This window comes from Hydrogenophaga sp. RWCD_12, assembly GCF_046604225.1.
In the GTDB taxonomy this organism is placed as follows: domain Bacteria; phylum Pseudomonadota; class Gammaproteobacteria; order Burkholderiales; family Burkholderiaceae_C; genus Hydrogenophaga.
The window spans coordinates 276,787-297,449 of sequence record NZ_JBKIXC010000005.1 but is presented as its reverse complement, the minus strand read 5'-3'; the positions used below and the strand labels follow the sequence as shown (position 1 = coordinate 297,449).

At 68.5% G+C, this 20,663-nt stretch carries 20 protein-coding genes and 2 riboswitches; of the genes, 15 read left to right on the top strand and 5 right to left on the bottom strand.

Annotated elements, in window-relative coordinates; all coding sequences use genetic code 11:
* The first annotated feature begins 36 nt into the window (after nt 1–36).
* The 10 genes from ACLIJ1_RS19990 (at nt 37) to ACLIJ1_RS19945 (ending at nt 11,181) form a co-directional block, all read left to right on the top strand.
* On the top strand, nt 37–1,218 hold the full coding sequence (locus tag ACLIJ1_RS19990) for a M20 aminoacylase family protein (protein WP_411367313.1): 1,182 nt from the start codon (nt 37–39) through the stop codon (nt 1,216–1,218).
* A 30-nt stretch (nt 1,219–1,248) separates the two neighbouring features.
* Nucleotides 1,249–2,235, top strand: a complete 987-nt coding sequence (locus ACLIJ1_RS19985; RefSeq protein ID WP_411367312.1) for a Bug family tripartite tricarboxylate transporter substrate binding protein — start codon at nt 1,249–1,251, stop codon at nt 2,233–2,235.
* Nucleotides 2,236–2,243: 8 nt separating this feature from the next.
* Nucleotides 2,244–2,339: riboswitch (glycine riboswitch) on the top strand.
* Between the two features lie 12 nt (nt 2,340–2,351).
* A riboswitch (glycine riboswitch) is annotated at nt 2,352–2,459 on the top strand.
* Between the two features lie 64 nt (nt 2,460–2,523).
* The gene (locus ACLIJ1_RS19980) at nt 2,524–3,783 is read left to right on the top strand and encodes a D-amino acid dehydrogenase (RefSeq protein ID WP_411367311.1); all 1,260 of its coding nucleotides are present in this window, start codon (nt 2,524–2,526) and stop codon (nt 3,781–3,783) included.
* A 34-nt stretch (nt 3,784–3,817) separates the two neighbouring features.
* Nucleotides 3,818–5,206: an L-serine ammonia-lyase gene (locus ACLIJ1_RS19975; protein WP_411367310.1), complete on the top strand. Its 1,389-nt coding sequence runs from the start codon at nt 3,818–3,820 to the stop codon at nt 5,204–5,206.
* Nucleotides 5,207–5,290: 84 nt separating this feature from the next.
* The gene (locus ACLIJ1_RS19970) at nt 5,291–6,295 is read left to right on the top strand and encodes a hypothetical protein (RefSeq protein ID WP_411367309.1); all 1,005 of its coding nucleotides are present in this window, start codon (nt 5,291–5,293) and stop codon (nt 6,293–6,295) included.
* A gap of 38 nt (nt 6,296–6,333) precedes the next feature.
* The gene (locus ACLIJ1_RS19965) at nt 6,334–8,274 is read left to right on the top strand and encodes a B12-binding domain-containing radical SAM protein (RefSeq protein ID WP_411367308.1); all 1,941 of its coding nucleotides are present in this window, start codon (nt 6,334–6,336) and stop codon (nt 8,272–8,274) included.
* Between the two features lie 21 nt (nt 8,275–8,295).
* Nucleotides 8,296–8,898 (top strand): glutathione S-transferase, encoded by a 603-nt coding sequence (locus ACLIJ1_RS19960; protein WP_411367307.1) that lies wholly within the window; start codon nt 8,296–8,298, stop codon nt 8,896–8,898.
* 17 nt (nt 8,899–8,915) lie between these two features.
* Nucleotides 8,916–9,410, top strand: a complete 495-nt coding sequence (locus ACLIJ1_RS19955) for an alpha/beta fold hydrolase (protein WP_411367306.1) — start codon at nt 8,916–8,918, stop codon at nt 9,408–9,410.
* A 54-nt stretch (nt 9,411–9,464) separates the two neighbouring features.
* A complete protein-coding gene (locus tag ACLIJ1_RS19950; RefSeq protein ID WP_411367305.1) occupies nt 9,465–9,632 on the top strand; it encodes a DUF2256 domain-containing protein in 168 nt (55 codons plus the stop codon).
* Nucleotides 9,625–11,181 carry a cryptochrome/photolyase family protein gene (locus ACLIJ1_RS19945; protein WP_411367304.1) on the top strand — a complete coding sequence of 519 codons (1,557 nt, stop codon included), beginning with the start codon at nt 9,625–9,627 and terminating at the stop codon, nt 11,179–11,181. Before ACLIJ1_RS19950 ends, ACLIJ1_RS19945 begins: the two co-directional genes overlap by 8 nt.
* 9 nt (nt 11,182–11,190) lie before the next feature.
* Here ACLIJ1_RS19945 and ACLIJ1_RS19940 read toward each other — a convergent pair whose 3' ends face one another.
* On the bottom strand, nt 11,191–11,847 hold the full coding sequence (locus tag ACLIJ1_RS19940) for a DsbA family oxidoreductase (RefSeq protein ID WP_411367303.1): 657 nt from the start codon (nt 11,845–11,847) through the stop codon (nt 11,191–11,193).
* Between the two features lie 78 nt (nt 11,848–11,925).
* Here ACLIJ1_RS19940 and aroE point away from each other — a divergent pair, with 78 nt between their 5' ends.
* Together aroE and ACLIJ1_RS19930 are read left to right on the top strand one after the other, a co-directional pair.
* Nucleotides 11,926–12,747 carry a shikimate dehydrogenase gene (aroE, locus tag ACLIJ1_RS19935; RefSeq protein WP_411367302.1) on the top strand — a complete coding sequence of 274 codons (822 nt, stop codon included), beginning with the start codon at nt 11,926–11,928 and terminating at the stop codon, nt 12,745–12,747.
* A gap of 99 nt (nt 12,748–12,846) precedes the next feature.
* Nucleotides 12,847–13,737, top strand: a complete 891-nt coding sequence (locus ACLIJ1_RS19930) for an EamA family transporter (protein WP_411367301.1) — start codon at nt 12,847–12,849, stop codon at nt 13,735–13,737.
* An 18-nt stretch (nt 13,738–13,755) separates the two neighbouring features.
* Here ACLIJ1_RS19930 and ACLIJ1_RS19925 read toward each other — a convergent pair whose 3' ends face one another.
* Both ACLIJ1_RS19925 and ACLIJ1_RS19920 read right to left on the bottom strand, forming a co-directional pair.
* Complete coding sequence (locus ACLIJ1_RS19925; RefSeq protein ID WP_411367300.1) at nt 13,756–15,333, bottom strand: methyl-accepting chemotaxis protein; 1,578 nt, start codon at nt 15,331–15,333, stop codon at nt 13,756–13,758.
* 21 nt (nt 15,334–15,354) lie between these two features.
* Nucleotides 15,355–15,846 carry a Cache 3/Cache 2 fusion domain-containing protein gene (locus ACLIJ1_RS19920; RefSeq protein ID WP_411367299.1) on the bottom strand — a complete coding sequence of 164 codons (492 nt, stop codon included), beginning with the start codon at nt 15,844–15,846 and terminating at the stop codon, nt 15,355–15,357.
* A gap of 192 nt (nt 15,847–16,038) precedes the next feature.
* Between ACLIJ1_RS19920 and ACLIJ1_RS19915 the strand changes: the two genes are divergently transcribed.
* Complete coding sequence (locus ACLIJ1_RS19915) at nt 16,039–16,518, top strand: VOC family protein (protein ID WP_411367298.1); 480 nt, start codon at nt 16,039–16,041, stop codon at nt 16,516–16,518.
* A 6-nt stretch (nt 16,519–16,524) separates the two neighbouring features.
* Here the strand turns inward: ACLIJ1_RS19915 and ACLIJ1_RS19910 are convergent, their stop codons facing one another.
* Nucleotides 16,525–16,929 carry a GFA family protein gene (locus ACLIJ1_RS19910; protein WP_411367297.1) on the bottom strand — a complete coding sequence of 135 codons (405 nt, stop codon included), beginning with the start codon at nt 16,927–16,929 and terminating at the stop codon, nt 16,525–16,527.
* Between the two features lie 59 nt (nt 16,930–16,988).
* A complete protein-coding gene (locus tag ACLIJ1_RS19905) occupies nt 16,989–18,428 on the bottom strand; it encodes a PLP-dependent aminotransferase family protein (protein WP_411367296.1) in 1,440 nt (479 codons plus the stop codon).
* A 48-nt stretch (nt 18,429–18,476) separates the two neighbouring features.
* Between ACLIJ1_RS19905 and ACLIJ1_RS19900 the strand changes: the two genes are divergently transcribed.
* Entirely contained in the window at nt 18,477–19,106 is a 630-nt protein-coding gene (locus ACLIJ1_RS19900) for an acyl-CoA dehydrogenase family protein (protein WP_411367295.1), read from the top strand.
* A gap of 11 nt (nt 19,107–19,117) precedes the next feature.
* The gene (gene ccoG / locus ACLIJ1_RS19895; RefSeq protein WP_411367294.1) at nt 19,118–20,551 is read left to right on the top strand and encodes a cytochrome c oxidase accessory protein CcoG; all 1,434 of its coding nucleotides are present in this window, start codon (nt 19,118–19,120) and stop codon (nt 20,549–20,551) included.
* The last annotated feature ends 112 nt before the right edge of the window (nt 20,552–20,663 follow it).

Genomic DNA, 20,663 nt, shown 5'->3' with positions numbered 1-20,663 from the left:
ACATGCAACAAAGTTCATGTTTCAGGAGCGTTTTGCATGGATCGACTCAGCGACGCCGCCATCCAGGAGTTCACCCTCCTGCGCCGCGACATCCACCAGCACCCGGAGCTGGCGTTCCAGGAACGCCGCACGGCAGCCCTGGTGGCAGCACAGCTGGGCGCCTGGGGCTACGCCGTCACCACCGGCATGGGCGGCACCGGTGTGGTCGGGCAACTGAAGCGCGGCGCCTCGGCCCGCGCCATCGGCCTGCGCGCCGACATGGACGCGCTACCCATCCTGGAAGCCAGCGGAACGGCATGGGCCAGCTGCACCCATGGCGTCATGCACGCCTGCGGCCACGACGGCCACACCACCATGCTGCTGGCGGCTGCGCAACACCTCGCGCTGCATGGTGAATTCGACGGCACGCTGAACCTGATCTTCCAGCCGGCCGAAGAAGGCGGCGGCGGCGCGCTGAAGATGATGGACGACGGCCTGTTCGACCACTTCCCCTGCGACGCGATCTTCGCCATGCACAACATGCCCGGCATGCCGCAAGGCCAGCTGGTGTTCCGCAGCGGCCCGACCATGGCCTCGTCCGACTACGCCACGATCACCCTGCACGGCCACGGCGGCCACGGCGCCATGCCGCACAAGGCGACCGACGTGGTGGTCGCGGCGGCCTCGCTGGTCATGGCGCTGCAGACCGTGGTCTCGCGCCACGTCGACCCGCTGCAGCCGGCCGTGGTCACGGTCGGCGCGGTGCACGCCGGGCAGGCCAACAACGTGATTCCGGCCGAAGCCCGGCTGGAGCTGAGCGTGCGCGCGCTGGACCCGCAGGTGCGGCGCAGCGTGGAGCAGCGCATCCGTGAACTGGTGCAGCTGCAGGCGCAGAGCTTCGGCGTGCGCGCCGAGATCGCCTGGCGGCCCGGCTATGCGGTGCTGGTCAACGATCCGCAGCAGACCGCGCGAGCGCTCGCCGTGGCCCGGTCACACTTTGCTGCAGATCAGGTCGTGGCCCAGGGCCCGATGCTGACCGGCAGCGAAGACTTCGCCTTCATGCTCGAACGCGTGCCGGGCAGCTACCTGTTCATCGGCAATGGCGCCGACGGCGAGCCCGGTGCGTGCATGGTGCACAACCCCGCGTACGACTTCAACGACCAGAACATCGGCCCCGGCGCGTCCTACTGGATCGCACTGGTGCACGAACTGCTTTCCCCCGCCCAACCCCAGCCCTGATCCCACCCGCCAGCCCACCGGAGCCTCACCATGATCCCTCGCATCAAGACCCTGATGGCCGTCACCGCCATCGCCCTGGCCAGCGTCACCGCCCAGGCCCAGACCTTCCCCACCAAGCCGGTGACCCTGATGGTCCCCTACCCGGCCGGCGGCCTGTCGGACGTGATCGCGCGCTCCGTCAACGTCACGCTGGGCAAGCAGCTGGGCCAGCCGGTCGTGATCGAGAACCTGGGCGGCGCCAGCGGCGGGATTGCTGCACAAAAGGTGCTCAACAACCCCAGCGACGGCTACACCGTGTTCCAGGGCTCGCCCAACGAGCTGATCCTGGCGCCGCTGGCGATCGCCTCCAGCAAGCTCAGGAGCGAAGACTTCCGCCTGGTGCAGATGATCGCGACCGCCCAGATCGCCTTCCTCGCCAAGAAGGACCTGCCGGTCAACAGCGTGGACGAGTTCGTGGAATACGCCCGCAAGGCCGCGAAGGACGGCAAGCCGCTGACGTTCGCCAGCGTCGGCCCGGGCTCGTTCTATCACCTGCTGGGCGAGCACCTGTCCAAGGTCACCGGCATCCCGATGGTCCATGTGCCGTACAAAGGCGCGGCCCCGGCCGAGCAGGACCTGATGGCCGGCCAGGTCGACTTCTTTCTCGCGCCCTACGGCAAGAAATACGACGAGATGGCCAAGCAGGGCCGCGTGAAGGTGCTGGCGATGCTCAACAGCGAGCGGCTGGAAAGCGTGAAGCAATACCCGGCCATCAGCGAGAGCAAGTCGCTCAAGGACTTCACCTTCAAGATCTGGACCGGCTACTTCGTCAAGAAGGACACGCCGGAACCGGTGGTCACCGCGCTGCACAAGGCGATCACCGGCACGCTGGGTGACCCGGCCGTGCACGCCGCGCTCGAAGCCAACAGCCAGCTGCTGCCCAAGCCGCAGACCCTGGCCGAAGCCGACAAGGCCTACACCGACGGCATCCAGCAATTCCGGGCGATTGCGAAGTCCATCGCCCTGCAGGCACAATAAGCGCCTTCTTCCGTCGATCGGGAGAGACCGGCCCCCTCAGGGAAGCCGGCGCCGAAGGAGCAACCGCCCCGGAAACTCTCAGGCAAAAGGACCGATCGGCGTTCAGCGCGCTCACAGCGCAACACTCTGAAGAGTGGCCGGGATTCGTCCCCCGGCCCACCGCAGGAGCAAGCCAGTCCTCACAGGACGGGTGAATCTCTCAGGTCACAAACAGAGGGGGTCATGGTCCGCACACGGTGTGCGGGTCGTGCCCATCCCTGTTTGACGGCCTTTCCAGAGAGATTCCACATGGCTCAGTCCACGCACATCATCGTCATCGGCGGCGGCATCACCGGTGTCACCAGCGCCTATGCCCTGGCCCGTCAGGGTCACCAGGTCACCCTGATCGAAAAGCACCGCTACGCGGGCATGGAAACCAGCCACGCCAACGGCGGCCAGCTCTCGGCCTCCAACGCCGAAACCTGGACCCACCCCTCGACGCTGCTCAAGGGCATCAAGTGGATGCTCAAGGCCGACGCACCGCTGCTGGTCAACCCCAAGCCGAGCTGGCACAAGCTGTCCTGGTTCGCCGAGTTCGTGGCGTCGATTCCCAAGTACCGCGACAACACCATTGCCACCGCGCGGCTGGCGATCGCCGCGCGCGAGCACCTGTTCGGCTGGGCCGAAGCCGAGCACATCGATTTCGATCTGAAGAAGCAGGGCATCCTGCACATCTACCGCGACAAGGCCGGCTTCGACCACGCGGGCGAGGTCTCCAGGCTGCTGGCCGAAGGCGGCCTGCCGCGCCGCGCCGTCACCCCCGACGAGATGCGCGCCATCGAGCCCACCCTGGCCGGCGACTATTTCGGCGGCTACTACACCGAGAGCGACAGCACTGGCGACATCCACAAGTTCACGCACGGCCTGTCGCTCGCGGCCGAGCGCCGTGGCGTGAAGCTGCTGACCGGTCACACCGTGGCCCGTGTGCAGAGCACCGGCAAGACCGCCCACGTCACGCTGTCGAACGGCGAAGTGGTCAGCGGCGACGCGGTCGTGGTCTGCGCCGGCGTGCACAGCCGGGCGCTGGGCGCCCAGCTCGGTGACCGGCTCAACGTCTATCCGGTCAAGGGTTACTCGATCACCGTGATGCTGAACGACGCAGCCAGCCAGGCCGCGGCGCCGCAGGTCAGCTTGCTCGACGACGAGACCAAGCTCGTGACCAGCCGACTGGGCGCGGACCGCTTCCGCGTGGCCGGCACCGCCGAGTTCAACGGCCATAACCTCGACATCCGCGCCGACCGCATCCGCCCGCTGGTCGACTGGGTCAACCAGTGCTTCCCGGGCGTGAGCACGCGCCGCGTCGAACCCTGGGCCGGCCTGCGGCCCATGATGCCGGACATGATGCCCCGCGTCGGCCCCGGCCGCCTGCCCAACGTGTTCTACAACACCGGCCACGGCCACCTGGGCTGGACGCTGTCGGCCATCACCGCGCACCAGCTCACGGAACACGTGACACTCTGGGATCGTGCCCGTGCGGGCCGCCCCAGCATCCGGCCGGCCCTGGCCTGAACCCGCGCGACGACAAAATCACCAGGAGACACCCATGGCCGTTTCAGCCTTCGACCTGTTCAAAATCGGCATCGGCCCCAGCAGCTCGCACACCGTCGGGCCGATGCGGGCCGCGCGCCTGTTCGTGCACGGGCTGGAGACCGGTGGCCTGCTGCCAACCGTGGCCCGTGTGCATTGCGGGCTGTACGGCTCGCTGGGCGCCACCGGCCGCGGCCACGGCAGCGACAAGGCGGTGCTGCTCGGCCTGTGCGGCCACGAACCCGAATCGGTGCCCATCGAATCGGTCGAACCAACCGTGACCGCCACCCGGGAACAGGGTCGCATCGCGCTCATGGGCACGCACACCATCGACTGGAACGACCGTGGAGACCTGACCCTGCACCGTCAACCTTTGCCCTTGCACGCCAACGGCATGCGCCTGACCGCGTGGGACGCGGCGGGTGCCGTGCTGGCCGAGCGCACCTTCTATTCGGTGGGCGGCGGCTTCGTGGTGAGCGAAGAAGTGATGGCCGACGGCCAGCGGCAGAAAGTGATCGCACCCGACGCGACGCAGCTGCCGGTGCCGTTCCGCACCGGCGACGAGCTGCTGCAGCGCTGCCGCGAACACGGCCTGTCCATCGCCGGCGTGATGCGCGTCAACGAGCGCCACTGGCGCAGCGACGACGAGATCCGCGCCGGCCTGTTGCGCATCTGGGATGTGATGCAGGCCTGCGTGCAGCGCGGCTGTGCCACCGACGGCGTGTTGCCCGGCGGCTTCAAGGTTCGGCGCCGCGCGCCGGCCCTCCATCGGGACCTGACCGGCCACCCCGAGAAGGCGCTGACCGACCCGCTGGCGGTGCTCGACTGGGTCAACCTGTACGCACTCGCGGTGAACGAAGAGAACGCCGCTGGCGGTCGGGTCGTGACCGCGCCCACCAACGGCGCGGCCGGCATCGTGCCCGCGGTGCTGCATTACTACCGCCGCTTCGTGCCCGGATCAACCGACGACGGCGTGGTGGACTTCCTGCTCACCGCGGCAGCGATCGGCATCCTGTACAAGGAGAACGCCAGCATCAGCGGGGCCGAGGTCGGCTGCCAGGGCGAAGTCGGCGTGGCCTGCTCGATGGCCGCAGCGGCCCTCTGCGCGGTGCTCGGCGGCACCCCCGAGCAGACCGAGAACGCCGCTGAAATCGGCATGGAGCACCACCTGGGCCTGACCTGCGATCCGGTCGGCGGCCTGGTGCAGATCCCCTGCATCGAACGCAATGCCATCGCTTCGGTCAAGGCCATCAACGCCGCCCGCATGGCGCTGCGCGGCGACGGCACGCACCATGTCAGCCTGGACAAGGTCATCAAGACCATGCGCGAGACCGGCGCCGACATGAAGACCAAGTACAAGGAAACGGCGCGCGGCGGGCTGGCGGTCAACATCGTGGAGTGCTGAGTCCGATCCGGCCGGGCCGGATTTCACAGGGATGTCACGGAGAGCCGGAACCATGGTGGGTTGTCCCATCTGCCACCCAACCCCATGACCATCGCCCGTCCCCTGATCACCCTCCTCGCCTCGGCCGCCCTCGCCCCGGCGGCCTTCGCCGGCAGCTTCACCTTCGGCCTCTGGGGCGACATGCCCTACGAAAAGAACAACGACGCGCAGACCACGGCCGCCGTGATCCGAAGCATCGACAACTCCGACGTCGCCTTCTCGATCTTCGACGGCGACATCAAGGACGGCAGCTCGGCCTGCACCGACGAGGTGTTCACCCGTACCACGAAGACCTTCAACGGCATGAAGGCACCGATGGTCTACGTCCCGGGCGACAACGAGTGGACCGATTGCCACCGCAAGAACAACGGCGGCTGGAACAACCTGGAGCGCCTGGACGCCCTGCGCAAGCTCATGTACGCCGACAGCCGCAGTTTTGGCCGCCGCAAGCTGGCGCTGGAGCACCAGGACGCGCCCTTCGTCGAGAACTCCCGCTTTCACAAGGGTGGCGTCGTGTTCGCGCAGGTCAACGTGGCCGGCAGCAACAACAACCGCGTGCTCGACGAGAAGGAGTGCGGTTCCAAGAGCGCCCGCACCGCCGCCGACTGCGAGGCCGACAACGCCGAATACGCGGCGCGCAATGCCGCCGTCAACCGCTGGATCGAAGAGAGCTTCGCGCAGGCCCGCCAGCGCAAGGCCAAGGGCCTCGTGCTGACGCTGCAGGCCGACCCGGGCTTCGACCTGGCCGAAACCGAAGACCTGGATGAAGCCAAGACCCGCGGCTGGAACCGTCCCGAGTCGGGCTACAAGGACCTGATGGACACCGTGATCCGCGAGACCAAGGCCTTCGATGGCCAGGTGCTGTTCGTGCACGGCGACACCCACGTGTTCAAACTCGACAAGCCGCTGTACGCACCGCTGGACCTGCTGCCCAACTTCACGCGCCTGCAGACCTTCGGCAGCCCGAACAACCACTGGGTGCACGTGACGGTCAACACCCGCAAGCCGGGCGTGTTCACGGTGCGGCCGGTGATGGTCAAACCCGACTGAACCCGAGGTCCGTCGGACTTTGCCGACACAATCGGGGCATGACCAGCCCCGCCTTCCGCGTGTTGAGCCTCATCCCCCCGATGACGCAGCTCAACACGCCCTACCCCTCCACCGCCTATCTGACCGGCTTCCTGCGTTCGCGCGGCATCGACGCGGTGCAGGAAGACCTGGCGCTGGCGCTGGTGCTCCAGCTGTTCACGCCGGCCGGTCTGGAGGCGCTGCGGGGCTGTGCACTGGCCCAGCCCGAGGCACTGCGCACAGGCAGCGTGCACAGTTTCCTCGACCAGTTCGACGCCTACCGCGCCACCATCGGCCCGGCCATCGCCTACCTGCAGGGGCGCGACTCGACACTGGCCTACCGCATCGCCGCGCGTGGCCTGCTGCCCGAGGGGCCGCGCTTCTCTGCACTGGACAACTATCAAAGCCTGGACGAAAGCGACGGCGGCGGTGACCCGCTGGGCTGGGCCTTCGGGGCCCTGGGCGTGCAGGACAAGGCGCGCCACCTCTGCACGCTCTACCTCAACGACTTGGCCGATGTGGTCCGCGACGCGGCCGACGAGCGCTTCGAGTTCGTGCGCTACGCCGAATCGCTGGCCAGCAGCCAGCCCAGCTTCGACCCGATGGCCGCCGCACTCGCTGCCCCGCCGACACTGGTGGATCAGCTGCTGCAGGACCTGACGCTGGGTGCCATTCACCGCCACCACCCCACCCTGGTTCTGCTCTCCGTGCCCTTCCCCGGCGCGATGTACGCGGCGCTGCGCATCGCGCAGACCATCAAGACGCACAACCCACACATCCGCATCGCGCTCGGCGGCGGTTTTGCCAACACCGAACTGCGCGAACTGTCCGACCCGCGCCTGTTCGACTTCGTCGACCACGTGACGCTGGACGCGGGCGAGCGGCCGGTGCTCTCGCTGGTGGAACACCTGCGTGGCGAGCGCGGCCGCCAGCGACTGCAGCGCACGTTCGTGCGCGAGAACGGCGCGGTGAAGTACATCAACCTCGCCGAGCCCGACATCCCGTTCGAAGACGTGGGCACCCCCACCTGGGACGGCCTGCCCATCGAGCGCTACCTGAGCCTGCTGGACATGCTCAACCCGATGCACCGGCTGTGGAGCGACGGCCGCTGGAACAAGCTGACTGTCGCGCACGGCTGCTACTGGAAGAAGTGCAGCTTCTGCGACGTGAGCCTGGACTACATCGGCCGCTACGAAACCGCGACCGCGTCCACGCTGGCCGACCGCATCCAGAAGATCGTCGAGGAAACCGGCCAGACCGGCTTCCACTTCGTCGACGAGGCCGCGCCACCCAAGGCGCTCAAGGCCCTGGCCGAGGAACTGATCCGCCGCGACCTGCAGATCAGCTGGTGGGGCAACATCCGCTTCGAGAAGACCTTCACGCCCGAGCTGGCCGAGCTGCTGGCGCAAAGCGGCTGCATCGCCATGAGCGGAGGACTGGAAGTGGCCAGCGACCGGCTGCTCCATCTGATGAAAAAAGGCGTCTCGGTCGAGCAGGTCGCGCGCGTGACCAAGGGCTTTGCCGACGCCGGCATCCTGGTGCACGCCTATCTGATGTACGGTTTTCCGACGCAGACGCTGCAGGACACGGTGGACGCGCTCGAATACGTGCGCCAGCTGTTCGAGGCTGGCTGCATCCAGAGCGGTTTCTTCCACCGCTTCAGCTGCACCGTGCACTCCCCGGTGGGCCTGGACCCGGCGGCCTACGGCATCGAGCTGATCCCGCTGCCGGAAACCACGTTCGCCAGAAACGACATCGGCTTCACCGACCCCACGCCCATGCCGCCCGGCGTGGACCACAACGTGCTGGGCGAAGGCCTGCGCAAGGCGATCTACAACTACATGCACGGTCTGTGCGTGGAAGACGACGTGCGCCGCTGGTTCGAGCACCTGCCCTGCCAGGTGCCACGCCCCACGGTCAAGCGCGGCAAGATCGCCAAGGCGCTGGCGGCGCACCACTGAGCGCCTCAAAGGAGAACGCGCATGAAACTGATCGGCATGCTCGACTCGCCCTATGTGCGCCGGGTCGCGATTTCCCTGCAACTGCTGGACCTGCCCTTCGAGCACCAGTCGCTCTCGGTGTTCCGCGGCTTCGACGAATTCCGCCGCACCAACCCGGTGGTCAAGGCCCCCACCCTGGTGTGCGACGACGGCACCGTGCTGATGGACTCGACCCTGATCCTTCAGTACGCCGAAGCGCTGGCCGGGCGCAGCCTGCTGCCCGCCGAACCGCAAGCCCTGGCCCTGTCGCTGCGCACCGTGGGCCTGGCGCTGGCCGCCTGCGAGAAGGCGGTGCAGATCGTCTACGAGCATGGCCTGCGCCCCGCCGACAAGCTGCACCAGCCCTGGCTGGACCGGGTGACCGGGCAGCTGCTGGCCGCCTGCGACGGACTGGAACAGGCCATGCCCGGCGGCATGGACCAGGCCGGCGTCAGCACCGCCGTCGCGTGGGAGTTCATCCAGAAAATGGTGCCGGACGCGGTGCCCGCCGGGCGCTACCCGAGGCTGGTGGCGTTTTCGCAAGCGGCTGAGGCCCATCCCGCCTTCGCGGCGGCGCCGCACGGGGACAGCACCTACAAGCCCTGAGCGGCCAGGCTGACGGCATGCCCATGTTCCGGACCATTGCCTCCTTCGCCAGCCTGCTGCTCCTGTCGCTCGCCGCCCGCGCCGCGGCACCCACCGTGCCGGCCACGACCGCGCAGGACCCCAACCTGCCTTCGCTCACCGTCGACGGCTATCGCTTCCACGCCCAGTCCTTTGGCGACAACAGGCTGCCGGTGCTGATCGTGCTGCACCGGCTGGAAGGCTGGCGCGCCAGCGGCGCAGTCTACGACGCCATGATCGGTCGCATGGGCGACGACCCTGCCTTCGCCGCCAGCCTGAGCTTCCGCCAGGGCGTCAAGGCCTTCACGGGCCCCGTGCTGTTCCTCACCGGCAAGTGCAGCCCGCGCATGGGCGAGGCCCAGCAGCGCCGTCACATGGTGCATTTCCGGCAGGCCAGGCTGGTGAACCTGCCCGATGCCGGGCATGCGATGTTCAACGACCAGCCTGCGGCCTCCATGTCCACGGTCCGCGAGTTCCTCACGGAACAACCCTGAGCGTGCAAAGCCTTGTGCGGTCGCAGGGATGACGAACTGCGGTAGAACCCCCGGGTGCAAAAAGACTTCAAAGGCAACAAGGCCCACCTGCCCAGCAAGCCCTGTGAGGTCTGTGGCCGGACCATGAGCTGGCGCAAGGCCTGGGCCAAGAACTGGGATGCGGTGAAGTACTGCTCGGACGCCTGCCGTGCGCGCAAAGGCGCGCCGCCTGCGCATGGCTGAGCGAGCTGCCGCGCCCGTCCGGCACCTGGTCATCGCGCTGGGCGACCAGCTGGACCACGAAAGCTCCGCACTGCAAGGTTTCGATCTTGCGCTGGACGTGGTGTGGATGGCCGAGGTGGCCGATGAATCCACGCACGTCTGGTCGGCGAAACAGCGCATCGCCCTCTTCCTCGCCGCCATGCGGCATTTCGCGGCAGAACTGCGTGAGCGGGGCATGCCGCTGTCCTACGCGCGGATGGACGATGCAGACAACGCCGGCACCTTGGCCGGTGAACTGCAACGCGCCATCGACGCGCTCCAACCGGAGCAACTGGTGATGACCGCCCCCGGCGACTGGCGCGTGCTGCAGTCTCTGCGCGGCGTGGCGGCCAGGGCCGGGCTGCCGCTCGACCTGCGCGACGACACGCACTTCTTCTCCACCGTGCGCGACTTCGCCGCCCACGCCAAAGGCCGCAAGCAGCTGCGTCTCGAATACTGGTACCGCGAACTGCGGCAGAAGCACGGCGTGCTGATGGACGGCAAACAGCCGGCGGGCGGCCAGTGGAACTTCGACGCCGACAACCGCGAAAGCTTTGGCAAGGCCGGGCCGCAGAATGTGCCGCCGCCATTCTGCGTCGCGCCCGATGCCATCACCCGTGAGGTCATCGCCCTGGTTAACGCCCGCTTTGCCGACCACCCGGGCTCAGTGGACAGCTTCGCCTGGCCGGTCACCCGCACCGACGCCCTGCGCGCGCTGGACAATTTCATCCAGCAGCGCCTGCCCCTGTTCGGCCAGTTCGAAGACGCGATGTGGGCCGGCGAGGTCTGGCTCTGGCATTCGCAGCTGAGCGCGGCGCTCAACCTCAAGCTGCTGAACCCGCGCGAGGTCGTGACCGCGGCCGAAGCCGCGTACCGCAGCGGCCACGCGCCGCTCGCGGCCGTCGAAGGTTTCGTCCGCCAGATCCTGGGCTGGCGCGAGTACGTGCGCGGCATCTACTGGACGCAGATGCCGGGCTATCTGGAACGCAACGCGCTCGATGCGCAAGCACCGCTGCCCGCCTGGTACTGGACCGGCGAGACCGACATGGCCTGCCTGCGCGACGCCATCACGCAGACCCTGTCGCACGGCTACGCGCACCACATCCAGCGCCTCATGGTCACCGGCCTCTACGCGTTGCTGCTGGGCGTGCGGCCGCAGTCGGTGCATGCGTGGTACCTCAGCGTCTACGTGGACGCGGTGGAATGGGTGGAGCTGCCCAACACCCTGGGCATGAGCCAGTACGGCGACGGCGGCCTGCTGGGCAGCAAGCCCTATGTGGCGACCGGCAAGTACATCCAGCGCATGAGCAACCACTGCAGCGGCTGCCGCTTCGATCCCGCGCAGAGCACCGGTCCGAAAGCCTGCCCCTTCACCACGCTGTACTGGGACTTCCTGATGCGGCACGAGGCGATGCTGCGGCAAAACCCGCGCATGGCCATGCAGATGAAGAACCTGGACCGGCTGGCGCCCGAGGCGCTTGAAGCGATTGCCGCGCAGGCCCGGGCGCACCGGGCCGCGCAGGCGGGCTGATCCGCCCGGTCAGACTTCCTGCGCGATCTGGCGCAACGCCTGCTCGTAGGCCTCGGCCGGCTGCCCACCGGAGATCAGGTGGCGGTCGTTCACGATCACGGCGGGCACCGAGTGGATGCCGTGGCCGGTGTAGAACTGTTCGCGCTCGCGCACTTCGTCGGTGAACTCGTCGCCGGCCAGCACCTGCTGCGCGCGGTCCACGTCCAGCCCCGCCTGCTTCACCGCCGCCAGCAACACGGCGGGATCGGCCGGGCTTTCGGCACGACCGTGGTGCGCCTCCATGAGGGCCCGCTTGAACGCGTGCTGCTCGCCCGGCGCGCCCTCGGCCTCGGCCCAGGTCAGCAGCCGGTGCGCGTTGAAGGTGTTCCAGATGCGGCCGCGGCCGTCCTTGTTGAAGCTGAAGCCGGCCGCTGCGCCGCGCTCGCGGATGGTCTCGCGGATCTGCGCCTGCTGCTCGGCCGTGCTGCCGTACTTCTTGCTCAGGTGCTCGCCCACGTCTTCGCCCTCGGACGCCATCTGCGGGTTCAGTTCGAACGGCTGGAAATGCAACTCGGCCGTGATGTCGGGTTGCACCCGGGCCAGCGCCTGCTCTAGCCCGGCCAGGCCGATGGCGCACCAGGGGCAGGACACATCGGAGACGAAATCGATTTTGAGGGTCTTGGTCATCGGCGAATGGTAATCACCCATGCGCGACAATGTCGGGCTCCGCCGAATTGCCCCAGAAAAGCCCCGATTCGCTCCACCATGACCGACCGTTACGCCGTCATCGGCAACCCCATTGGCCACAGCAAGTCCCCCCTGATCCACAGCGCTTTCGCGCAAGCCACCGGGCAGGACATCGAATACACCGCCATCGAAGGGCCGCTGGACGGCTTCAGGGCCACGGTTGAAGCCTTCATCGCCAATGGCGGCCGCGGCATGAACGTGACGATTCCCTTCAAGTTGCAGGCCTTCGACATCGCCACCGACCCGATGGAGTCGGCCCGCCTGGCCGGCGCGGTCAACGCGCTGAAGTTCGAGGGCGGCCGCATCCATGCGCAGAACTTCGACGGTCTGGGCCTGGTCAACGACATCCAGCGCAACCTGGGCGTCTCGCTGGCCGGCAAACGCGTGCTGATCTGCGGCGCGGGCGGCGCCACGCGCGGCGCCATCCTGCCGATCGCGGCGCAGAAGCCCGCCGTGATCGCCGTGGCCAACCGCACCGCCGACAAGGCCCACGGCCTCGAGGCCGACTTCGCGGCCCACACCGCTCTGCAGACCGGCGGCTACGACCAACTGGCCGGCGAGTCGTTCGACGTGATCCTCAACGCCACCTCCACCGGCCTCTCGAAAGACGAACTCCCGCTGCCCGCCGGCGTGTTCGCGCCCGAGGCGCTGGCCTACGAACTGGTCTACGGCAAGGGCCTGACCACGTTCCTGAAGCAGGCGCAGGCCGCCGGTGTGACGCAACTCGCCGACGGCGTGGGCATGCTGGTCGAGCAGGCGGCCGAGGCGTTCGAATGGTGGCGCGGCGTGCGTCCGGACACCCAACCGGTGATTGCCCGCTTCACCGTCCCTCTGGTCTAAAACACGGGCCCCCACGCTCCGCCGCTGCGCGGGTCGCTGCCCCCCACGGGGGCTGACCCGCCTTGGGGCGGCCCGGCGGCGGGTCGTTACCGCTTGCACATGACATCTTCTTCTCGTTGGGCACAGGCCGTGCCCCTGCTGGCCGTGCTCGGCTCAGTCGTCGCGCTCGGCATCGGCACCTCGTTCGCCAAACAGCTGTTCCCGCTGGTCGGCTCGCTGGGCACCACCGCCCTGCGCGTGGGCTTTTCGGCCTGCTGGCTGCTGCTGATCTGGCGACCCTGGCGCTGGACCACCACCCGCGCCGACTTCAAGAGTCTGGTGCGCTACGGTATGGCGCTGGGCTGCATGAACCTGATGTTCTACCAGTCGATCAAGACGATCCCGTTTGGCGTCGCGGTGGCCATCGAGTTCAGCGGGCCGCTGGCCGTCGCCTTCTTCACCTCGCGCCAGCGCATCGACTACCTCTGGATCGCCTTCGCCATCGTAGGCCTGGGCCTGCTGCTGCCCCTGGGGCACGACGTCAGGAGCCTCGACCCGGTCGGGGTCGGTTTCGGCCTCGGCGCCGCGGTGTTCTGGGCCGCCTACATCCTGTTCGGCAAGAAGGTCGGCCACCTGCACGCCGGCCACTCGGTCGCGCTGGGCCTGACCATGGCCGCCATCACCGTCGTGCCCTTCGGCGTCTGGCACGCGGGCAGCGCGCTGCTCCAGCCCGAGATCCTGCTCTACGGCCTGGGTGTCGCCGCCGTCTCCAGCGCCATCCCGATCTCGCTGGAAATGGTCGCCCTCAAGCGCCTCACACCCGCCGCCTTCGGCGTCATGGCCAGCATGGAACCGGCCGTGGCCGCGCTGATGGGCGTGCTGGTGCTCCACGAGCAGCTCAGCGGCCTGCAATGGCTGGCCATCGTGCTGGTGATGTGCGCTGCCGCCGGCAGCGCCGCGACCGCCAAGCCCGAGACACACCGCGGGCCGGCGGACGAAATCGTGCAGTGACGCCGCGTGCTGGCCGGTTCAGGTCAGCTTGAACACCGCCACGGCGGCCACCAGCTGGTCGGCCTGCTGCTTCAGGCTGTCGGCGGCGGCAGCGCTCTGTTCCACCAGCGCCGCGTTCTGCTGCGTGCCCTGGTCCATGCGGGTGATGGCCTGACCCACCTGTGACACGCCCGAGCTCTGCTCCGAACTGGCGGCGCTGATCTCGGAAACGATGTCGCTGACGCGGCGGATCGAACTCACCACTTCCTGCATCGTCACGCCGGCCTGGTCCACCAGGGCCGAGCCCTGCTCGACCCGGTCCACGCTGGCGCCGATCAGGCCCTTGATCTCCTTGGCCGCTTCGGCGCTGCGCTGCGCGAGGTTGCGCACCTCTGCCGCCACCACCGCAAAGCCCCGGCCCTGCTCGCCAGCGCGCGCCGCTTCCACTGCGGCGTTGAGCGCCAGGATGTTGGTCTGGAAGGCGATGCCGTCGATGGTGCCAATGATGTCGCTGATCTTGCGGCTGCTCTCGTTGATGCCCTTCATGGTCTCGACCACGCGGCCCACCACCTCGCCGCCCTGCACCGCCACTGCAGAGGCACTGTGTGCCAGCTGGCTGGCCTGGCGGGCACTGTCGGCGTTGTGCTGCACCGTGGTGCCCAGCTCTTCCATGGTGGCGGCGGTCTGCTGGAGTTCGCTGGCCTGTTGCTCGGTGCGGGTGGACAGGTCCTGGTTGCCGGTCGCGATCTCCTGGCTGGCGTGCGAGACGTAGTCGGAGCCGCGGCGCACGTCGCTCACGGCGCGGGACAGCCCCTGCTGCATCTGGTCCAGCCAGGCCAGCAGACTTTCGGTGTCGCCCTTCTTCAGCGCAATGCGGGTGCTCAGATCGCCCTCGGCCACCGCGCGGGCCACGGCCACTGCCGTGCGCGGCTCGCCGCCCAGCTGGCGCTGGAGGCTGCGGGTGATCAGGGTGCTCATTGAAATGCCCAGCACCAGCGCCAGACCGAGCAGCACCACCACCGCCAGGCGCGCCTGGTCGTACACGCCCGTGACGTGGGCGGCCGCCGCGTCGCCGCCAGCGTAGTTGTACTGAAGCAGCTTGTCGATCGTGCCCACGACCTCGTCGAACGCCATGCTGGACGCGCCGTCGGCAATATCGGCCGCGTCCTGTTGTTTCTTGTCACGGCCGAGCTTGATGACCCGCTCCTGCGACTGCCGGTAAGCCGCCAGAGACTTGTCCAGCCCGGCCAGCAGTTCGCTGGCCTGTGCCTCGACACCGCGCGACTTGTAGCGCTCGACCAGCTCCCGGGTCTTCTGGGTGATCGCCGCCATCTTTTCTTCGTATTCGGCGTGGTAGCTGGTGTCGTCGGTCCGGCTGTGCTTGATCTCCAGATCGCGCGATTCCAGCACGCCGGCCCTCGCCTCGGAGAGGTCACCGACCCCCTTGAGCCATTGGGCCGACAGCGCGACGGCCTCGCCGTCCACGCTGCGCAATCCGACCAGTGAGGTGGCGCCCAGGGCGGCCGTGAGCAACAGAACGGTGGCAAACGCAGCCAGCAGTTGTCCGCCGACCGACAGTTTGTCCAGCCACCGACCGGGTCGGATGGGGAATTTCATGGCGTGCTCCGGCTCAGTGCGTCACTTCTTGTGGCCGATGTAGCTCACGCCAATGATCTTGCCGCCGCCGTCCTTGATCGGGTTGTAGCAGGCGTCATAGGCCGTGCCCAGCACGTCGATGGGGCCGCAGAACTGCTGCCCCTTGCTCACCGCGTCGTAGGCCGCGTTGCGTGCCAGTTGGGTGCCCGTGCCGCGTTTGCCTTCGGGTGTGAGTACGTTGGTACTCACGCGCACGAACTCGTCGCCCGCCTTAACGAACACAGTGGCGGTGGCCTGGTGCTCCTTGCGGATGGCATCCACCACGTCGAAGTTGTTGTTGATCTTGCGCTGGCCGAAGAAGATCGCCGGCACATCCTTGTCAGCCACCTTGTCCGTGCCCTCCAGGCGGGGGGCTCCGATCTTGGCCAGACGGGCGTCGAGGTCGGCAATCGTGGCCTTGGGGTCGGCGGCCTGGGCTGCGGAGACACCGATCAGACCGGCAACAAGGGTGAACAGAACGCGTTGGAATTTCATGGCAGCTCCTGTGAACGGGGAGAAATGCGGGGGATGACAAGACATCCGGCGGATGTGCAACCCATATCGACGGTCGAAGTTCCAACTTGAAACAGACACCGATGCGATCAGGGTTTTTCCGGACGGGGTGCGGGCGGGATGCCCGGTGCGTGCGCTTTCGGGCTATCGTGGCCGCTCCTCAAGGAGACCCCGATGCCCGCCAAAAACACCCTCTGCCTCTGGTTCGACGGCACCGCCGAAGAAGCCGCGCGCTTCTACGCCGCCACCTTCCCCGACAGCGCGGTCGGCGCGATCCTGCGTGCGCCGGGTGACTACCCCGCGGGCAAAGAAGGCGACGTGCTGACCGTCGAATTCACCGTCGCGGGCATCCCTTGCCTGGGCATGAACGGCGGCCCCGGCGTGCCGCACAGCATGGCCTTCTCGTTCCAGATCGCCACCGACGACCAGGCCGAGACCGACCGCCTGTGGAACGCCATCATTCACAACGGCGGCGAAGCCAGCGCCTGCGGCTGGTGCAAAGACAAGTGGGGCCTGTCGTGGCAGATCACGCCACGCGCCCTCTCTGCCGCGATCACCGATCCCGACCGCGACGCAGCCAAGCGCGCGTTCAACGCGATGATGGAAATGACCAAGATCGATATCGCGACGATCGAGGCCGCGCGGCGCGGCTGACCCCGCTCAGACCGGCTCCGGGTCCGATGGCAGCCGGTGCGCGTCCACTGCCCAGGGCACGTGTGAGCTGAAGAACGCATTGCAGGACGGCAACTGCTCCAGCGCGGTGTGGAACAGGGCCCGCGCGATGTGCAGTTCGCCGGGATATCGCGGCGAACGGAAAAACATCGGGCTGCCGCAATGCCCGCAAAAGCCGCGCCCCGCACCCTCCGCCGTCTCGAACCAGCGCAGCGCCCCATCCGGTGAGGCGATCTCCACATCTGCTTCGAGAAACCCCGCCCAGGTCACCAACGGCGCGCCGTGGGCGCGCTGGCAGCGGGTGCAGTGACAGTGGGCGACCCAGCGGGCGGGGAGCTTGGCCGAAAACGCGACCGCTCCACACAGACAACTTCCTCGGGCGAGAAGTGACATGTGCTGCTCCTGGTTGCAGTTGCGAAACGTGCCGGGTCCAGCGGTGAATGCTGCCACGTTCATGGCCCCAATTGCACCGCCAGCCGCCCCAGCGTCCTGATCGCGTCGTCGAAGCGCGCATCGCCCGGGTGGCCCACGTTCAGCCGCAGGTGGTGGGTGAAGCGGTGGTCGGCCGAGAACAGCACACCGGGGGCGGTGCTGATCGACGCGGCACGGGCGCGCTGGTGCAGGGCCAGCGTGTCCACCTGCGGCGGCAGTTCCAGCCAGAGGAAATAGCCGCCCTCGGGCCGCGTCACCCGGGTGCCGGCCGGGAAGTGCCGCTCCACCAGTTTGAGTGCGTGGGTGCGCTGCGCGGCCAGGGCCTCGCGCAGGCGGCGCAGATGCCGGTCGTAGCCGCCCTGGGCCAGGTAATCGGCCAACGCCAGCTGCGGCGGGATCGCCGTGGCCAGCGAGGTCATCATCTTCAGCCGCTCCACCTGTGGCGCGTAACGCCCGGCGGCGGCCCAGCCCACACGGTAGCCCGGCGCCAGACATTTGGAGAACGATGAGCAGTGAAGCACCCCGCCCTGCTGGTCGAAGGCCTTGGCCGGCGGCGGGCGGCGGGCGCCGGCGTGCAGTTCGCCGTACACGTCGTCCTCGATCAGCGGCACGCCGTGCTGCGCCAGCAGTGCGACCAGCGCCTGCCGCCGCGCCACCGGCATCAGCGCGCCCAGCGGGTTCTGGAAGCTGGGCATGAACCAGCAGGCCGCCACCTTCTGCCGCGCCAGCAGCTCGGCCAGCGCGTCCAGGTCCACGCCCTCCTGCGGATCGGTCGCCACCTCCACCGCCTTCAGGTGAAGCCGCTCCAGCGCCTGCAGCGCGGCGTAGAAGGTCGGCGACTCCACCACCACCACGTCGCCGGGCTGCGTGACCGCCTGCAAGCACAGGTTCAGCGCCTCCATCGCGCCGTTGGTGATGATGAGTTCGTTGTCGGCCAGCGGCACACCCTGCAGCGCGTAGCGCTTGCGCAGCGCCAGCCGCAGGCTTTCGTCGCCGGCGGTCAGCGCGCCGGTGATCTGGCTGGCCTTCAGGCGCCGCATGGCCCGCGCACCAGAACGCGCGAGTTCGTCGAACGGGAACAGGTGCGGCGCCGGGAACGCTGAGCCCAGCGGCACTACGTCGGCGTCGCGGGTAGAGCCGAGCAGGTCGAACACCAGTTCGCTGATCGCCACTGGCGTGGCCTCGCGCCGCGGCGCCGCCGCCTCAGGCGCAGGGCGCTGCGTACGCCGCGTGGCCCGCACAAAAAAGCCGGACCGTGCCCGCGCCTCGATCAGCCCCAGCGCTTCGAGCTGGCCGTAGGCCTGGAACACGGTGGACGGGCTGACCTGCCGCTGCTCGCAAGTCACGCGCACCGAGGGCAAGCGCTCGCCCGGCCGCAGCACCCCGGCGCGGATCGCATCGGCCATGTCTTCGGCCATTTGCTGGTAGCGGGGCAGCGATCTGATCTGGTCAATTTTCATTTCATCTGAATCTACCGCATCAGATGGGCCGCGACCACCATACAAGGCATGCTCAGCCCAAGCCTTGCCCACGCCGCGCCGCGACCCTCCACCCTCACTCCGCTGGAGCACCTGGCGCAGACCGGGCTGCTGCGCTGCGCGGTGCCGGCCCGCATGGGCGGCGACGGAGGTGACGCGGCCGACCTGGCGCTGGCGGCCAGCCTGCTGCTGCCGCGGGACACCCCGGCCGCCGCCGTGTTCTGGGCGCAGCGCCTGGCGATCGAGGCGCTGGTGCAGTCGCCCAACGTCGCCCTGCGCGAACTCTGGCTGCCCGACCTGCTCAGCGGCCTGCGCGCCTGCACCCTGTCGCCCTGCGCCGCCCCGCTGACCGGTGAAGACACCGGCCGCGGCTGGCTGCTGAGCGGTCACCTGCCAGACGTGCCCAACCGCCCGTGGGAAGGCTTCTCGCTGGTGGCGCCGCTGCGCCTGGGCGACGCGCCCACCGGCTGGGCCCTGCTGCGCAGCGAAGAAGACGGCCTCTCGGCCCTGCCCTGCGCTGACCCGCACACGGCCACGCTCCAGCTGCGCCGCGTGTACTTCCGCGAAGACGAATGGCTGGGCGAGGCCGACCTCGCGCAGCGCATGGCCCCGGTCGCATCAGCCCTCGCCCCGTTCCAACCCCGTCCGCCGGCCGCCTAGGCCTGAGCACCATGACCTCCCGCCCCAACCTCACCCGAACCATCCCCATCCTTCCGGTCGCCGCCATCGCCGACGGCGCCACCATCCAAGCCCGATCCACCAGCGGCCGCTTCACCCGCTGGCGCTGGGCACTGGTCTGGCTCACGCAGCTGGCCTACTACGGCACGCCCTGGCTCAGCTTCAACGGCCGCCAGGCGGTGCTGTTCGACCTGCAGGCCGACCGCTTCTTCCTCTTCGGCGCGGTGCTCTACCCGCAGGACCTGATCTACCTCGCTGGCCTGCTCGTGCTCAGCGCCCTGCTGCTGTTTTTCGTGACCACGCTGGCCGGGCGACTGTGGTGCGGCTTTGCCTGTCCGCAGACGGTCTACACCCAGCTGTTCCAGTGGATCGAGCACCGCTTCGAGGGCGACCGCCAGGCCCGGCTGCGGCTGGACCGCAGCCCCTGGACCGCGCACAAGCTCGCGCGGCGCGGCGGCAAGCACCTGGCCTGGGCGCTGCTCGCGCTGTGGACAGGCTTCACCCTCGTCGGCTACTTCACCCCCATCCGCGACCTCGCACTGGCCGTGCCCGGCCAGCTCGGCCCGTGGGAAGCGTTCTGGGTGCTGTTCTACGGCCTGGCCACCTACGGCAACGCCGGCTTCCTGCGCGAGAGCGTGTGCCAGCACATGTGCCCCTACGGCCGCTTCCAGGGCTCGCTGATGGACGCCAACACGCTCTACGTCGCCTACGACGAGCGCCGCGGCGAACCGCGCGCCTCGCGGCCCCGCGGCAGCGACCCCGGACAACAAGGCAGCGGCGCCTGCGTGGACTGCACCCTGTGCGTGCAGGTCTGCCCCGTCGGCATCGACATCCGCCAGGGCCTGCAGGCCGCCTGCATCAGCTGCGGCCTGTGCATCGACGCCTGCAACAAGGTCATGGACCAAATGCGTGCGCCGCGCGGCCTCATCCGCATGGCCTCCGAGCGCGAACGGTCCGGACCACAGACCCAGGGCCTGGGCTGGCGCGGTCACTTCGCGCGCCGCCGCGTGCAGGTCTACGGCGGCCTGCTGCTGCTCGGCACCGGCCTGCTGGTCGCCAGCTTCGCCGAGCGCCCCACCCTGCGCGTCAACGCCCTGCGCGACCGCGGCGTGCTGACCCGGCAGATCGAACACGGCGCGGTGGAAAACGTCTACCGCCTGCAGGTGATGAACGCCCTGGAACGCCCCCGCGACCTGCGCATCCGCGTGTACGGTATCGATGGCCTACAGCTGACGTCGGACGACACACTGCACCTGCCGCCAGCAGGCGCGGCGCAGCACAGCGTGACAGTGCGGGTGGATGCGGCGCAGGCACAGGCCCTGGCGGGGCGTGTGGTGCCGATCTGGTTTGGGGTGGGGGATGTGGAGGCTAGCGCAGCTGTAGTTGAGCTTGCCGAAACCCGGTCTACCTTGTTGTTGCCGCGTTGAGGTCGGGCGGCGAGGCGATGGCTGGATTCGGCGAGGAGCGGACGCTCAACGTTTGAATTGAGCGGACTGCGCGGCTTTTCGAGCAGGTCCGATCAAATGATGGGTTATGCGG